The 14,502-nt window shown below is 75.1% G+C and carries 13 protein-coding genes; 9 read left to right on the top strand and 4 right to left on the bottom strand.

All coding sequences use genetic code 11. The features are described 5' to 3' along the window. Positions 1–110: 110 nt before the first annotated feature. Positions 111–845, top strand: coding sequence for a DUF4956 domain-containing protein (locus IO40_RS33490; protein WP_016471883.1), 735 nt, complete (start codon positions 111–113; stop codon positions 843–845). After that, the gene (locus IO40_RS0112475; protein WP_031175427.1) at positions 845–1,687 is read left to right on the top strand and encodes a VTC domain-containing protein; all 843 of its coding nucleotides are present in this window, start codon (positions 845–847) and stop codon (positions 1,685–1,687) included. The genes IO40_RS33490 and IO40_RS0112475 overlap by 1 nt, the downstream gene beginning before the upstream one ends. Positions 1,688–1,769: 82 nt before the next feature. Here the strand turns inward: IO40_RS0112475 and IO40_RS0112470 are convergent, their stop codons facing one another. After that, positions 1,770–2,222, bottom strand: coding sequence for an Lrp/AsnC family transcriptional regulator (locus IO40_RS0112470; protein WP_016471881.1), 453 nt, complete (start codon positions 2,220–2,222; stop codon positions 1,770–1,772). Positions 2,223–2,334: 112 nt separating this feature from the next. On the opposite strand from IO40_RS0112470, the gene IO40_RS0112465 reads away from it, so the two are divergent. Further along, positions 2,335–2,967: a LysE family translocator gene (locus IO40_RS0112465; protein ID WP_016471880.1), complete on the top strand. Its 633-nt coding sequence runs from the start codon at positions 2,335–2,337 to the stop codon at positions 2,965–2,967. A gap of 422 nt (positions 2,968–3,389) precedes the next feature. Here the strand turns inward: IO40_RS0112465 and IO40_RS0112460 are convergent, their stop codons facing one another. Both IO40_RS0112460 and IO40_RS0112455 read right to left on the bottom strand, forming a co-directional pair. Continuing rightward, entirely contained in the window at positions 3,390–4,757 is a 1,368-nt protein-coding gene (locus tag IO40_RS0112460; protein ID WP_016471879.1) for a sensor histidine kinase, read from the bottom strand. Beyond that, on the bottom strand, positions 4,757–5,476 hold the full coding sequence (locus tag IO40_RS0112455; protein WP_016471878.1) for a response regulator transcription factor: 720 nt from the start codon (positions 5,474–5,476) through the stop codon (positions 4,757–4,759). The genes IO40_RS0112460 and IO40_RS0112455 overlap by 1 nt, the downstream gene beginning before the upstream one ends. Before the next feature lie 155 nt (positions 5,477–5,631). On the opposite strand from IO40_RS0112455, the gene IO40_RS0112450 reads away from it, so the two are divergent. The 4 genes from IO40_RS0112450 to IO40_RS0112435 all read left to right on the top strand — a co-directional run bounded on the left by IO40_RS0112450 (position 5,632) and on the right by IO40_RS0112435 (position 9,777). Beyond that, a complete protein-coding gene (locus tag IO40_RS0112450; RefSeq protein ID WP_031175426.1) occupies positions 5,632–6,303 on the top strand; it encodes a hypothetical protein in 672 nt (223 codons plus the stop codon). 275 nt (positions 6,304–6,578) lie between these two features. Next, entirely contained in the window at positions 6,579–8,015 is a 1,437-nt protein-coding gene (locus IO40_RS0112445) for an aspartate aminotransferase family protein (protein WP_030407750.1), read from the top strand. 8 nt (positions 8,016–8,023) lie between these two features. Next, a complete protein-coding gene (locus tag IO40_RS0112440) occupies positions 8,024–8,746 on the top strand; it encodes a GntR family transcriptional regulator (RefSeq protein ID WP_225841254.1) in 723 nt (240 codons plus the stop codon). Between the two features lie 371 nt (positions 8,747–9,117). Beyond that, complete coding sequence (locus tag IO40_RS0112435; protein WP_016471874.1) at positions 9,118–9,777, top strand: hypothetical protein; 660 nt, start codon at positions 9,118–9,120, stop codon at positions 9,775–9,777. Between the two features lie 77 nt (positions 9,778–9,854). Here IO40_RS0112435 and IO40_RS0112430 read toward each other — a convergent pair whose 3' ends face one another. Beyond that, the gene (locus IO40_RS0112430) at positions 9,855–10,562 is read right to left on the bottom strand and encodes an SLATT domain-containing protein (RefSeq protein ID WP_016471873.1); all 708 of its coding nucleotides are present in this window, start codon (positions 10,560–10,562) and stop codon (positions 9,855–9,857) included. Between the two features lie 212 nt (positions 10,563–10,774). Between IO40_RS0112430 and purD the strand changes: the two genes are divergently transcribed. Further along, positions 10,775–12,052: a phosphoribosylamine--glycine ligase gene (purD, locus tag IO40_RS0112425; RefSeq protein WP_016471872.1), complete on the top strand. Its 1,278-nt coding sequence runs from the start codon at positions 10,775–10,777 to the stop codon at positions 12,050–12,052. Between the two features lie 306 nt (positions 12,053–12,358). Then, complete coding sequence (locus IO40_RS0112420; protein ID WP_031175425.1) at positions 12,359–14,500, top strand: hypothetical protein; 2,142 nt, start codon at positions 12,359–12,361, stop codon at positions 14,498–14,500. Positions 14,501–14,502 lie beyond the last annotated feature (2 nt).

Here is a 14,502-nt window from a genome sequence, read left to right as displayed (position 1 = left end):
TCCTGCCTTCATGACAGCAGTCTGTCAATGACTGGCCGCCGGTGCGGCGCGACTGATCCTTAACGTCAGGAGGAAGCCGCTTTAACCCGCGCGTCCGTACGTTCACCGGCATGGATTCGTTCAGCCAGTTCCTCGGCCACTTCGCGCTCGACCTCGCGGCGGTGCTGGTGCTGACGTTCGCCGTGTACTTCCCCCGGCACCGGCGGCGTGACCTGCTGCCCGCCTACCTCGTGCTCAACGTCGCCCTGTTCGCCGTCGTCACCGCGCTCGCCCGGGTGGGCAGCGGCGGCGGGCTCGCCCTGGGCTTCGGCCTCTTCGGCGTGCTGTCGATGATCCGGCTGCGCTCGGAATCCATCCAGAACGAAGAGGTCGCCTACTACTTCACGACCCTCGTCATCGGTCTCGTCGCGGGGCTGCCGCACCTGCCGTTCGGCCTGACCGCTGCCCTGTGCCTGCTGCCGGTGGCGGTGCTGTACGCGGCCGACCATCCACGGCTCCACGCCCGCACCCGGCGCGCCGTCGTCACCCTCGACGCCGCCGTCACCGCACCGGAGGACATCCGCTCCCACCTCCGGGCCCGGCTGGGGGAGCCACTGGCCTGGAAGGTCGGCGAAGTCGACTTCGTCCGCGACCTGACCGTGGTGGACGTCCGTTACCGGGAGATTGCCACCGGTCACGGCGGGGAACGGGGACGAAAAGCGGCCCCCGCGCGTTACCGCCACAACGACCTCGGCGACGCCGGTACCCCGGGCGCCGCCAGCGACAGCGACACCCGTACGCAGTTGACGCCGGCCACGCCCACGCCTACGCCTGCCACTGCCGCTCACCCGAGGGAGACCGCCTGATGACCCCGCTCACCACCGCATCCAGCGGAAGCCGCAGCCGCGTCGCGCCCGCCGAGCGCGCGCTCGCCCGTGCCGCACTCGCGGCCCACCCCATCAGCCTGGACGCCGTCATGGCCCGTGCCGAGCTGCTGGACCGCTACGACCGCTGCTACCTCGTGCCCGCCTCCGTCTTCCAGGACATCGCCGCCCAGCTGACCGACCCGCACCGCGACGAACCCTTCCGGGCCCTCTCGATAGGCGGACGCCGCTGGTTCCGCTACCGCTCGGTCTACTACGACACCCCCGGCCTGCGCGCCTACCACGACCACCGGCAGGGCCGCCGGCGCCGCTGCAAGATCCGCGAGCGGCTCTACCAGGACACCGGCGAGCGGCAGTTCGAGGTGAAGGTCAAGGGCGGGCGCGGCCAGACCCTCAAGTACCGCCGCCGCCTCGCCGACCGCGCCCACGCGCTGGAGGACGCCTCCCGCACCTTCCTGGAGGACACCCTGACGAGCGCCTACGGCCCCGACTTCGAGGTGCCGCGGGAGCTGACGCCCAGCCTGGTCACCGAGTACACCCGGGCCACCTTCGTCGCCGACGGCCGGCGCATCACCGCCGACGCGGCCATGGTCTGCCGGGACGCGGCGGGCAACGAGGTGCACGCGGCCCGCGACATGGTGCTCGTCGAGACGAAGTCCCACGGCCATCTGACCGAGGCCGATCTGCTCCTGCACGAACACGGCTACCGGGCCACGGAGTTCACCAAGTACGCCTCCCTCGCGGCGCTCGACCCCTCCCTGCCCGCGAACCGCTGGAACCGCTGCCTGGAGGAGACCTTCCCGGCGGTCCGCGCCGCCGCCTGAGCCGCACAGCCGCCTGAGCCGCGCAGCCGCCGCCTGAGCCGGCGGCTGCGCGCGGCCGGCCGCACGGCCGCTGCCTGCGTTCTCACGCGGGCAGCGGCCGTTCGTGCACCACGTGCTTCATCACCAGCGTCGAGCTGAGCCGCTGCACACCGGGCAGGGTGGCCAGCTCCTCGTCGTAGAGGCGCTGGAACGCGGCCAGGTCGGCGGTGACGACGCGCAGCAGGTAGTCGGGGTCGCCGAAGAGGCGCTGGGCCTGCACCACCTGGGGCAGGTCGGCCACGGCCTGTTCGAAGGCGGAGACGGTGGCCCGGTCCTCCTGGCGCATGGTGACGAAGACGAGCGCGTCGAAGGTGAGGCCGACGGCTGCCGCGTCGACCACGGCACGGTAGCCGCGGATGGCGCCGTCGCGTTCCAGTGCGCGCAGCCTGCGGTGGCAGGGGGAGAGGCTGAGGCCCACCCGTGCCGCCAGCTCGGTCACGGTCAGCCGCCCGTCGGCCTGGAGCTCCGCAAGGATCTGCCGGTCCATGTCGTCCATGGGGAAGATTCTTCCATCCGCAGGCCGCTGGGCGACCGATGAGGGAAACACTTTTGGGGCGATTCTCCGTATTCTTCCTCCGCAAGCCCGTTCGAGAGGAAGAACCGTCCCCATGGCTGCCAGCTCCATAGCCGCCTTCGCCCTCGTCTCCTTTCTGCTCGTCCTGGTCCCGGGTGCGGACTGGGCGTACGCCATCACCTCCGGGCTGCGCGACCGCTCCGTCGTCCCGGCCGTCGGCGGACTGATGCTGGGATACGTCGGACTGACGGCCGTGGTCGTGGCGGGGGTGGCGGCCCTCGTCGCCCGCACCCCGGCCGTGCTGACCGCGCTGACCCTGGTGGGCGCCGTCTACCTGGTCTGGCTCGGCGTCACCACCCTGCTCGGCGCCAAGGACGCCAAGGCCCCCGGCGTGACCGCGGCCGACGACGCCGCAGGGCCCGGCCCCGGCTCCCGGCTGCTGAAGGGCGCGGGCGTCAGCGGACTGAACCCCAAGGCGCTGCTGCTCTACCTGGCACTGCTGCCCCAGTTCGCCGACCAGCACGGCACCTGGCCGCTGGCCCTCCAGATCGGCCTGCTCGGCCTGGTGCACATGTGCAACGCCGGTGCCGTCTACCTTGGCGTCGGTTCGCTGGCCCGCACGGTGCTGCGGGCCCGCCCCACCGCCGCCCGCCTCATCACACGCCTGTCCGGCATCGCGATGATCGTGCTGGGCGCCCTCCTGCTGGTGGAACAGCTCCCCTTCTGAGCCGACGGCTCCGTGTCCGGGCCCGGCTCCGTGTCCGGGTCCGGCTTCTTGTGCGGGTCCGGCTCCCTGTCCGGGTCCGGCTCCGTGTCCGGGTCCGGCTCCATGCGCGGGCCCGGCTCCGTGTCCGGGCCCGGCTCCGTGTCCGGGCCCGGCTCCGTGTCCGGGCCCGGCTCCCTGCCCGGGTCCGGCTTCCTGTCCGGGTCCGGCTCCGTGTCCGGGTCCGGCTCCATGCGCGGGTCCGGCTCCATGTGCGGGTCCGGCTCCCCTTCTGTGCCCGGCCCGGTTCCCCGTCTGACCCGGAGCCCCTGCCGGGCTGTTGTCGGGTAAGTCTTCCCGGTCGCCGCCGGGTCAGCATGCCGGGCTGTCGCCGGGTGAGCCCGCCCGCTCGCCGCCACCCGGCCCTCAGGCTGGGTCCGGCCCCCTCACCGCTGTGCCAGGCCGAACCGGCACACCACCGCCGCCCCGCCGTGCCCGGCCGAGGCCCCCAGCTCCACGCCGCCGCCCGACTCCTCCGCCGTGGTGCGGGCGATGTCCAGGCCGAGCCCCGTCGAGCCGGCCCCGCTGGCGCCCCGCGCTCCCACGTCCGCCGCGCCGCCGGCACCGAAGCCGGGGCCGTCATCCTCCACCGCGAGCACGCCGTGGCCGCCGGCGGCGGAGACCGACAGCCACAGGCCCGTGCCCTCCGGGGTGTGGTCGAGGACGTTGCCGATCAGGGTGTCCAGCACGGCCGACAGGTCGTCCGCCGGGACCCGCACCAGCAGCGGCGTGGCCGGTGCCGAGACGGTGAGCGTACGCTCCTGGTCCTCGGCGAGCGGGGTCCAGAACGCGGCCCGCTCCCGGGTGAGTTCCGCGAGGTCGCAGCGGTGGCTGCCGGGGGCGGCGCCGGCCCTGCGGGCGGCCCGGATGACGCTGTCCACGCTCCGTTCCAGCGCGGCCACCGACTCGCCGATCCGGTGCGCCTCCTCCGGGTCGCGCAGTCCCTCGGCGTCCAGCCGCAGCGCGGCCACGGGGGTGCGCAGCCGGTGTGCGAGGTCCGCGCCGCGTTCCCGTTCGGCGGTGACGAGTCCGTCGATGCGTTCGCCCAGTTCGTTGAGGCGTCCGGCGAGCTGCCGCAGCTCGCGCGGCCCCAGCGGTGCTGCGCGGGCGGTCAGCTCACCGGCGGCCAGCCGGTCGGAGACGGCGGCCAGTTGCCGGGTGGCGCGCACGATGCGCGCGGCGAGCCGGTCGGCGAAGGCCAGGCCGAGCAGCATCAGCGCGACGCCGATCCCGAAGACGGCCAGCCAGGAGGGCAGCACCCCGGCGTGGAGCTGCTGTTCGCTGACGGCGACCTGCACCACGGAGGCGGACCGCCCGGTGCCGGAGGCGCCGCCCGTGTTCGTGCCGGTGCTCTGCGGGCCGAGCACCGGGACCATCACCACGCGTCCGCCGCCCCGGGAGGGGCTGGGCGCGTAGGTGAAGGCCCGCCCGCGCCGGGCCAGTTCGAGCGCTTCGTCGCTGACCGCGGTGGTGCGCGGGCCCAGCACCTTGCCGTCCGCCAGGACGACGGAGGTGCGGGGCTGGTCCTTGCCGTTGAGGCCGTCCAGGACCCCGGAGACGACCTCGCGGCCGTGTCCGCCGCCCCGGCCCAGGGAGCCGCCGACGACCGCGGCGAGGGACTGGGCGCGTTCGGTGGCGTCCGTCATGGCGCGGTCCTCGGCGTGGCTGCGCACCAGCAGGGCCAGCGGGACGAGCAGCACCGCGAGGACGACGGCGGTCGTGGTGCCGATGAGCGCCAGCAGCTGGGTGCGCATCAGCCGCGCTCCGGCTGCGGGGAGCCGGCGTCGTCGGGTGCGGCCAGCTTCACCCCCACTGTCCGTACGGTGTGCAGATAGCGGGGCTTCTGTGCCGTCTCGCCCAGTTTGCGGCGCAGCCACGACAGGTGGACGTCCACGGTCTTGTCGGCGCCGCCCAGCGGCTGCTGCCACACCTCCGCCAGCAGTTCGCGGCGGGAGACGACCTGGCCCTGGCGGCGGGCCAGGTAGCAGAGCAGGTCGAACTCGCGGGGGGTCAGCTCCAGCGGTTCGCCGTCGAGGGTGACCTCGCGGGAGGAGGGGAAGACGAGGAGGCCGCCGACCCGCACGGGCGGTTCGGGTTCGTCGGGCTCTGTGCTGCCGAGCCGGCGCAGTACCGCTTTGATGCGGGCCTCCAGCTGTCCGGAACCGAAGGGTTTGACGATGTAGTCGTCGGCGCCGTCCTCCAGTGCGGCGACGATCTCGGGTTCCTCGTCGCGCGCCGTGGCCACGATGACGGGCACGTCGCTGACGGAGCGCAGCATCCGCAGCACCTGGCCGCCGTCCACATCGGGCAGTCCCAGGTCCAGCACGACCAGGTCGGGCCGGTGGGTGACCGCCGCGTCGAGTCCGGCCATGCCGGTGGAGGCCGTGGCGACGGCGTGCCCGCGGTCGCGCAGCGCCCTCACGAGGGCTGCGCGGAGCTGGGGATCGTCCTCGACGACGAGTAGATGCGGCATACACGTACGTTAGCCGTACGAACGGCGGTACCGGCCCGACGGGGGCGCTAGGGCACCGCCGGGCGCGGACAGGTCCCGTACGGCTTCTACCGGCCGCCGGGCACCTTGTCCACCCCTTAACCCGGCGTTAGGGAAGCGGACGGCACACTGCGAGGGTGAACGGCATGGCGGACGACGAGCAGACGCACGAGCACCCCCACGGGCCCACCCCCGCCGGCTCCCGGCCCCCGGTGGCGTACCCGGACGGGCGCCGCGAGACGAGGCGGCGCCGGCTCGCCGCGGCGGGCTGGCTGTGCGCGGTCGCCGCCGCGTTCCTGCTGGGCGCGTGGTCCTTCTCGCACGCCGACACCGGTGACCGCTACGGCCGCCCCGAGCCGCTGGGCGACGCCGGGGTACGGCACGAGCTGGCGCAGGCCCGGCAGCGCGCCGGCGGCCAGGGCACGCAGCAGGACACCCCGCCGTCGCCGTCCGCCTCCGCGCCGTCCGGCTCGCCCTCCGCCACGGCACCCGGCGACGAGCCCTCCGGCGACGCGCCCCGGGCCGGCACCGTCCGCACCAGCACCGTCCGGTTCCCCGACGGGCTCGGCACCGCAATCGTCGCCTGCCGCACCGACGCACGCACCGTCGAACTGCTCAGCTGGACCCCGGCCCAGGGGTACAGCGCCGACGACGTCGAGGCGGGCCCCGCCCGCTCGGCGAGCGTCGAACTCGAACCCGGCGACGACGACGAGGACGACCTGCTCGTCCACGTCCGCTGCGCGCACGGGAAACCGCAGGCGACCGTCACCAAGGACACGGACGACGACGAGGACGAGGACGACGACTGACCGGCCCGGCGACGACGGCCGCGGGCCCGCCCTCACGACGGCGCGGGGCCCGCACCGGCGCGGCCCCACAGCGGCCCGCACCCACGGCGGCGCGGCCCCACGACGGCCCGCACCCACGACGGCCCGCCCCCACGGCGGCGCGGCCCCGCAGGCACGGTCCGCCCCGGGCATCGGGTCGCCCTCCCCCGGCTCCGCGGAACGGGCGGCGACATTACGCTGACTGTCACCCTCTTGGGGGTCCTCCCGCAGTACGCGAGCGAACCGAGGTACCGATCGTGACGACGCACCACCCCTCCTCCGCCCAGGCGGCCCCTGTGACCACCCCCGCCCCCGATCCCGCCGCCGGCCGCGCCGTCCACGCGGCCGACCGGGCGCACGTCTTCCACTCCTGGTCGGCGCAGGGGCAGATCGACCCGCTCGCCGTGGCCGGCGCCGAAGGCTCCTTTTTCTGGGACTACGAGGGGAAGCGGTACCTCGACTTCACCAGCGGCCTCGTCTTCACCAACATCGGCTACGGGCACCCGAAGGTCGTCGCCGCGATCCAGGAGCAGGCGGCGAAGCTGTGCACCTTCGCCCCCGCCTTCGCGATCGAGGCGCGCTCCGAGGCCGCCCGGCTGATCGCCGAGCGCACCCCCGGCGACCTCGACAAGATCTTCTTCACCAACGGCGGTGCCGACGCCGTCGAGCACGCCGTCCGCATGGCCCGCGTCCACACCGGCCGTCCCAAGGTGCTGTCCGCCTACCGCTCGTACCACGGCGGCACCCAGCAGGCCATCAACATCACCGGTGATCCGCGCCGCTGGGCGTCCGACACCGGCACCGGCGGCGTCGTCCACTTCCACGCCCCGCACCTGTACCGCACCCCCTTCTACTCCGAGACGGAGGAGCAGGAGTGCGAGCGTGCCCTGGCCCACCTTGAGCAGACGATCGTCTACGAGGGCCCGCAGACGGTGGCCGCCGTCATCCTGGAGACCATCCCCGGCACCGCCGGCATCATGATGCCGCCGCCCGGCTACCTGGCCGGCGTGCGCGAGCTGTGCGACAAGTACGGCGTCGTCTTCATCCTGGACGAGGTGATGGCCGGCTTCGGCCGCACCGGCACCTGGTTCGCGGCCGACCTGTACGACGTCGTCCCCGACCTGATGACCTTCGCCAAGGGCGTCAACTCCGGTTACGTCCCGCTCGGCGGCGTCGCCATCTCCGCGAAGATCGCCGAAACCTTCGAGAACCGCCCCTACCCCGGCGGTCTCACCTACTCCGGGCACCCGCTGGCCTGCGCCGCCGCCGTCGCCACCATCGAGACGATGGCCGAGGAGGGCATCGTCGAGCACGCCGCCCACCTGGGCGAGAACGTCATCGGCCCGGCCCTGCGCGAGCTGGCCGAGCGGCACCCCAGCGTCGGCGAGGTCCGCGGCACGGGCGTTTTCTGGGCCCTCGACCTGGTGCGGGACAAGGAGACCCGCGAACCGCTCGTCTCCTACAACGCCACCGGCGCGGACAACGCCCCCATGGCCGACTTCGCCGCCACCGCCAAGCGCGGCGGGCTGTGGCCGTTCGTCAACATGAACCGCACCCACGTCGTACCGCCGTGCACCATCACCGAGGCCGAGTTCAAGGAGGGCCTCGCCGTCCTCGACGAGGCCCTCACCGCGGCCGACGCACACACCACCGCCGGCTCGGGCACGGATGCCGGCCGGCCGCAGGCCGGGTGAACGGGCGCGTGATCAAACGCAGCACCCTGCGCGCGCAGATCGCCGCCGCACTGCGGGACGAGATCCTGGCCGGGAGGCTCGCCACCGGCCGTGACTTCACCGTCAAGGAGATCGCCGAACAGTACGGCGTCTCCGCGACCCCCGTCCGGGAAGCGCTGGTCGATCTCGCCGCGCAGGGGCTGCTCGACGTCGAACAGCACCGCGGCTTCCGCGTCCACGAGTTCACACTCGCCGACTACCGCGCCATGTGCGAGGCGCGGCAACTCGTCGTCGACGGCATCTTCCAGGGCCTCGCGGCGGACGCCGGCCCGGCCGCCGCGCAGGCCGGCGCCACCGGCCCGCCCGCGGTGGCCCGCCGGGCGCTGGGCGGCCTGGGCCCGGAGGTGCTGACCTCCGTGCGCCGCCGCGCCGACGCCGCCGAACGCGCCGCCCGCGCCGGTGACCTCGATGTGCTGATCGCCTACGACCTGCGGTTCTGGCGGGAGTTGAGCGGTCTGCTCGGCAACGCGTACATCTGCGACTTCCTCGACCGCCTCCGCGTCCAGTGCTGGGTCTACGCCGTGCCCGTGCTGCGCGCCGATCCCACCCTGCGCGGCCGGCTGTGGTCCGGCCACAACGCCCTCCTCGACGCCGTGGAGGCGGGCGACGCACGCGCCGCCCGCGAGGTCATCGCCACCTACAACCAGCACGCCCTCAGCCAGGTCGGCGCGGCGGAGGACGACCCCGCATGAACGTTCATCCGCCACCGGCCCGGCCCTCGGCGGCGGCTTCGGCCAGCGGCCCGGCGGCGGTTCCCGCGACACAGCGCCGGGCCCCTGGGCGCCGGGACACCGACCCGGGCCGCCGTCCGCGTCCCCGCCGGCCTCCGGTACGGCGACGCCGATAACGGGCATGCACCCGACCAGGGTGCGCACCTCGCGTCCCCGGGTACCCGGACCCGTACGGCCCCCGGTACCCGGCGCGGGCCGGGCACTGCCGCGGACCCACGCGCCGCCCGCGCCGCGCACCCAGCAGGAGCGGGCCCGGAGCTGACAACCGGCCCCGCACCAGGGCGCATTACGCTGTGCGCCACGACAGGTCCCTGACGGTATAGGAGCGCTCCTTGGCCTGTGACCTTTGGCTGGTACCCCTCGTCGACGTGCTCTGCCACAGCCCCGACAACCCCTTCGCGGAAGAGATCGCCACCTACGACCGAGCACTCACCGACGCGGGCCTGCCCACGGTGCCCGTCTTCGGCTACATGCCGGGCCTGTCCGGCGACGTCGCCCCTGTCGCGGGTTTCGACTACGAAGCACTGCACTACCTGCGCCGCGCCTATCTGCTGCTGGCCGCCGGGCTGGAGGTCACGCCCGTGGGGGAGCTGGGCAACGACTACGAGCAACTGCTGGAGATGTTCGAGCAGACGGCACAGCAGTCGCATCTGGTGTGGCACTACGACCACGCGGGGTCGTACATCCCCGTCGACTTCACGGCACCGCTGTACGACGACGAACTGCTCGCCGGGAGCGGCCCGCTGGGCTCCAGCCACGGACTGCTGCGGGAACTCCAGCTGGTCGGGCCGCACCTGGGCATCGACCCCGGCAACCCGCCACCCGCCCCCGCGGCCCCGCTGCGCCCCACCGACCTGGACGAGCCGGCCGCGTCCGCCGCCATCGGCTACGACGACGGCACGCCCTTCGGCCGGGAGCGGCACGTGTGGCTGGGCCTCCACGCGGCGGCGACCCGGAGCCTCGCCCAGGGCTCCATGATCGTCTTCGGCTGACCCGCCCGGTGGTGCGCCGCCGTCCCGGCCCCGCGGGGACCGGGACGGCGGCGGCACTCCCGCTGTCGGCCCCTCGCTCAGCCCGCGGGGGGCCGCTGGCGCGGCATGGTGGCCCAGCCGGGCCCCGGCCCCGGCGGCGGGATACGGCGCGCGGGCCCGCGTCCCGCCGGTGCCGCGGCGGCGGGAGCGCCCAGTGTCAGGGGTGAGCCGGAGGTGCGGAAGGCGATCATCCAGTCGGCGGTCTCGGCGCGTACCGTCTCGTTGACGTCCTCGGAGAACCGCCGCAGGACGGCCAGGGCCCGCTCCGCGGCCTCCCCGGCTGTTCCCTCGGCCGGGCCGAGGACCTCACGGACGTTCTCGGCCGCCCACTCGTAGCGCAGCGCCTCCAGCCGCCGGTGGACGGCCAGCGCGGTGGCCACGTCGCGCATCCACCCGGCGGTGAGCCCGAGCCACCGGTCGGCCAGTGCGCACCCGGCGGCCACCAGCAGCGCCAGGTACCCGGCGTACCCGGCCCACCCGTCGCCGGCGCCGACGGCCGCCAAAGGCAGCCCGGCGGGCCCCAGGAGGGGCAGCAGCACACCCGCCGCGCTCCCGGCGACCACGCCGCCCCGCAGCACCCGCGCCCAGCGGCGCTTGCGCACCCGGTCGGCGAGGTACCAGTCGACGACGCGCATCGCTTCCTGCTCCACCCACTGGTAGAGCTCTTCCAGTCGTTCGGCGGGCTCGTCCCAGTCCCCGGACGGGAACCCCCGCCCCAGCAGATCCGGCTGTTTGACCCGCTTCACCCGTACTCCTTCGATGGTCATGTGCCGCCGGGCGGGCCGGGGCGAGCCGGCACGGCCCCGGCGGGCCCCTTCCTACCGCCGACGGAGGGGCCACGCCGCACTTCGGCGGGGAAATCCCCTCCAAAGTGGCGCCCGGTCGGGTATAAAGCGCGGTTCCTGTCACCCGTACGGGCCGCGCTGCCACGCCACCGGGTGCCGCTAGGGTGGCGGGCGTGAGGATTCTGGTCATTGGCGGCGGTGCCCGCGAACACGCAATCTGTCGCTCGCTCTCCCTGGACCCCGAGGTGACCGAGGTGCACTGCGCACCGGGCAACGCGGGGATCGCCGAGGTGGCCACCCGGCACGCCGTGGACCCGCTGGACGGGGAGGCGGTCGCCGCGCTGGCGCGCTCGGAACAGGTACGGGCCGATCTGGTCGTGATCGGCCCGGAGGCCCCGCTGGTCGCGGGCGTCGCGGACGTGCTGCGCGAGCAGGGCGTACCGGTCTTCGGCCCGTCCGCGCAGGCGGCGATGCTGGAGGGCTCGAAGGCGTTCGCGAAGGAGGTCATGGCGAACGCCGGTGTGCCCACGGCCCGCAGCTACGTGTGCACGACGCCCGAGGAGGCGGACGCCGCGCTGGACGCGTTCGGCCCGCCGTACGTGGTCAAGGACGACGGTCTGGCCGCGGGCAAGGGCGTCGTGGTGACGGACGACGTGGAGCAGGCCCGTGCGCACGCGCGGGCCTGCGGCGGCACGGTCGTCGTCGAGGAGTTCCTTGACGGCCCCGAGGTGTCCCTCTTCGCGGTGACGGACGGCGAGACGGTCGTGCCGCTCCAGCCCGCCCAGGACTTCAAGCGCGCCCACGACGGTGACGAGGGCCCCAACACCGGTGGTATGGGCGCCTATTCGCCGCTGCCGTGGGCGGACCCGAAGCTGGTCGCGGAGGTGACGGCCACGGTGCTGGAGCCGACCGTGCGGGAGCTGCACCGCCGCGGCACCCCGTTCTCGGGGCTGCTCTACGCGGGGCTGGCGCTCACCTCGCGCGGGGTGCGGGTGATCGAGTTCAACGCCAGGTTCGGGGACCCGGAGACGCAGGTGGTGCTGGCCCGGCTGCGTACGCCGCTGGGCGGCCTGCTGTACGCGGCGGCCACCGGTTCGCTCGCCGACTTCCCGGCGCTGCGCTGGAGCGACGACGCGGCGGTCACCGTGGTGCTGGCGGCGGAGGGCTACCCGGCGAAGCCCCGTACGGGTGATGTCGTGGAGGGTCTGGCCGACGTCGAACAGCAGGACGGCCCCCATGCGTACGTACTGCACGCCGGTACGACGGCGGACGAGGACGGCACCGTGCGCAGTGCGGGTGGCCGCGTGCTGTCGGTGACGGCCACGGGAGCGGACCTGGTGGAGGCACGGCGGCGTGCGTACGCGGCGGTCGGCCGCGTCCGGTTGGCGGGTGCCCACCATCGTTCGGACATCGCCGAGCGGGCCGCCGTACAGGCCGCCGCGGAGGGCTGACGGCCGGGCGGTACGCGCCGGAACCGCACCTCGTGCGTCCCGGGAGCCACATGAGTGGGTGCGCGTATATACCGCCCGGCTGCTCCGGGCAATAGCTCTGCCCAAAGCCATTCCATCGAGTGACGACGCCCTCGGACGGCTGACGCCTGCGAGGGCCCCAACTATGGTGCCGCTCAGGCGTGGTGGCCTCGTCGGACACGCGGTCCGTCGTCTGGCGCAGCGCACATTGCGGTGTCGGAGCGCGGTGACACAGTGGTGGGGAGCCGGAGAGCCCGGCTGCGGTCCCGAGTGGAGCGGGGGTGAGGCGTGAGCGGTTCCGGTGCCTCGGGCAGGCGCGCTGCGGCGCGGTCCGCACGCGATCACGCCCTCGCCGTGCTCAGGGTGCGCAGCACGGCGCTCGCCCTCGCGCTGCTCCCCTCCGCCGCCGCGGTCATCCTCTGGGCGGGCCGCGCCACCGGCCAGCTCGGCATGGGGCCCGGCCCGGGCGGGGACACGGCCCGCTGGGTGCTGACGGGCCTCGCCGTGCTCACCCTGGCCTGCGCCCTGGTCGCCGGCGCCGTCATCGCGCGGGGCCGCCCGGCCGTCTCCCCGACGGTGCCCCTCGACGAGCGGGCCGCCCCCGGACTGCACGCCCTGGTCCGGGACCTCGCCGAACGGCTGGAGGTCCCGGCACCGTCCGCCATCGCGCTCACCCCCGACTGCGACAGCTGGCTGGAGGACCGCGCCCACCGCGCCGTACGCGACGGCAAGCGGGACGGCGACGCCCCCGGCGGGCCGGACACCGGGCACAGACCCGGCCGCGGCGAGGACGGCGGGGCCCCGGCGCGGGGCCGCGCCGCCGGCGGCGCGGGGGCCGACGGCGGCGCGCGGCGCGGCACGGCACCCGTTCTCGTGATCGGCTCCCCGTTCCTGTGGTGGATGCGGGTCGCCGAACTGCGGGCGCTGCTGGCGCCGGTCGTCGCGGGCACCGGCCCGTCGGCGCATCCGGACATAGCAGCCGCCCGCCGTTTCGTGCGCGGGCTCGACGCCGCGGTCGCCTGCGCCGAGCACCGTGCGGACCGCGCCGTGGGCCCGGGCCCGCCGGGCGGCGGGGCGACGGCCGTCCCGCGCCGGCTGGTGCACCGGATGGTCGGCCCGCTCGCCCGGTGGATGCTGCGCGCGGCAGGACCGCACGCGGCCGAGATGGAGCGCGGGGTCGCCGCTGCGGCGGCCGAGCGCGCCCAGGCGGTTGATCACGGTCTGCGGGCCGCCGCCCAGGAGCAGGTCGGTCTCGCGTACGCCGGCTGGGACCGGCTGCTGACCCGGGTGGCGCTGCCCGCCTGGCGGCTCGGCCTGTGGCCCACCCGCCTCGATGCCGGGGTGGTCTCGGCGCTGACCGAACTGTCCCGCCGCGACCGGCTCGCGGAGAGCTTCACCTCACGTCTCGGCGAACGCCCGGCGTGCGATCTGCTGGCGGAGCCGGGCCGGGTGGACGGAGCCGTCTCGCTGCTCGCCGCCCGGCTGTTCCTGGGGCCCCGGCCGCCGCTGTCGTACGCCGCCGGTACGGGAGCCGAGGCGGAGTGGACCCCGGTGGAGTGGTCGGCGTACCCGGAGGAGGTCGTCGACCGGGTCTGGCGTACGGAGGCGGCCCGGCTGTTCGCCGCGCTGGACGACACGGGCCCCCGGGCCAGGTCATCTGAGACGCGGCGCGCGCCGGCGTCCGGGCCGGCCGCCGGCGGCTCCGGCCCCGCCGAGGACGACGAGGCGTGGCTGACTGCCGGGGAGGCGGATGCGCCCCGGCCGGACCGGGCGCCGGTGCCGGACGCTCCGGCGGGTGCGCCGGCGTCCGGCCGGCGGGCGGCGTGCCGCGCCGCGTCCGGCGGCCGTGCGTCCGCGGCGCGCGGCTCGCACGCCCCGCGCGCGTCCCGCACGCTCGCGCCCGGCTCGGACACCGGACCGGTCTCCGGCGACGCGCCCGCGCCGGCGCCGCCGGGCGGCGGCCCGAAGGTTGCGGGACCGACGCTCGCCCGGGTGCTGGAACGGTTCGCGGTGCCCGGCGGGGGAGAGGCGCTGGCCGCGCGCATCAGCGCCCAGGTGGCGCGCGCCGAGGCGACGGGCGCCCCGGGGGTCACTGGTGCGGGCCCCGGCGCGGGGCCGTGGCCGGGCGCCGGGGACACGCATCCGGCGCCACCGGCGCCCATGGGGCTGCCGCTCAGACCCCCGCGCACCGGCAAGGAACTGCTGGCGGACCACGTCACGGCCGCCGTCTGCTGCGCCGCGGTCGACACGGCCGGCGCGGTGCCGGGGCTCGACTGGCTGGACGGCCCCGCCCTGTTCGTGGACGGGGAGCGGGCCGGGGAGCTGCCCGGCCTGGTGCTGTCGCTCGTGGAGGACGGGGAGACGCAGGGACTGCGGGAGTGGCTGGTGAGGGTCGGGGTGCGCCCGGAGAAGCCCGTGCGGCTCGTCTGAAG

The organism is Streptomyces albus subsp. albus (genome assembly GCF_000725885.1).
Taxonomy (GTDB): domain Bacteria; phylum Actinomycetota; class Actinomycetes; order Streptomycetales; family Streptomycetaceae; genus Streptomyces; species Streptomyces albus.
Note: the sequence above shows the minus strand (reverse complement) of the source record. Positions and strands in the feature narration are given on the sequence as shown.

What these genes read in the sequence shown, in the direction of transcription:
- IO40_RS33490 (WP_016471883.1), top strand. Translation starts at nt 111, where the DNA reads ATGGATTCGTTCAGCCAGTTCCTCGGCCACTTCGCGCTCGACCTCGCG.
- IO40_RS0112475 (WP_031175427.1), top strand. Translation starts at nt 845, where the DNA reads ATGACCCCGCTCACCACCGCATCCAGCGGAAGCCGCAGCCGCGTCGCG.
- IO40_RS0112470 (WP_016471881.1), bottom strand. Translation starts at nt 2,222, where the DNA reads ATGGACGACATGGACCGGCAGATCCTTGCGGAGCTCCAGGCCGACGGG.
- IO40_RS0112465 (WP_016471880.1), top strand. Translation starts at nt 2,335, where the DNA reads ATGGCTGCCAGCTCCATAGCCGCCTTCGCCCTCGTCTCCTTTCTGCTC.
- IO40_RS0112460 (WP_016471879.1), bottom strand. Translation starts at nt 4,757, where the DNA reads ATGCGCACCCAGCTGCTGGCGCTCATCGGCACCACGACCGCCGTCGTC.
- IO40_RS0112455 (WP_016471878.1), bottom strand. Translation starts at nt 5,476, where the DNA reads ATGCCGCATCTACTCGTCGTCGAGGACGATCCCCAGCTCCGCGCAGCC.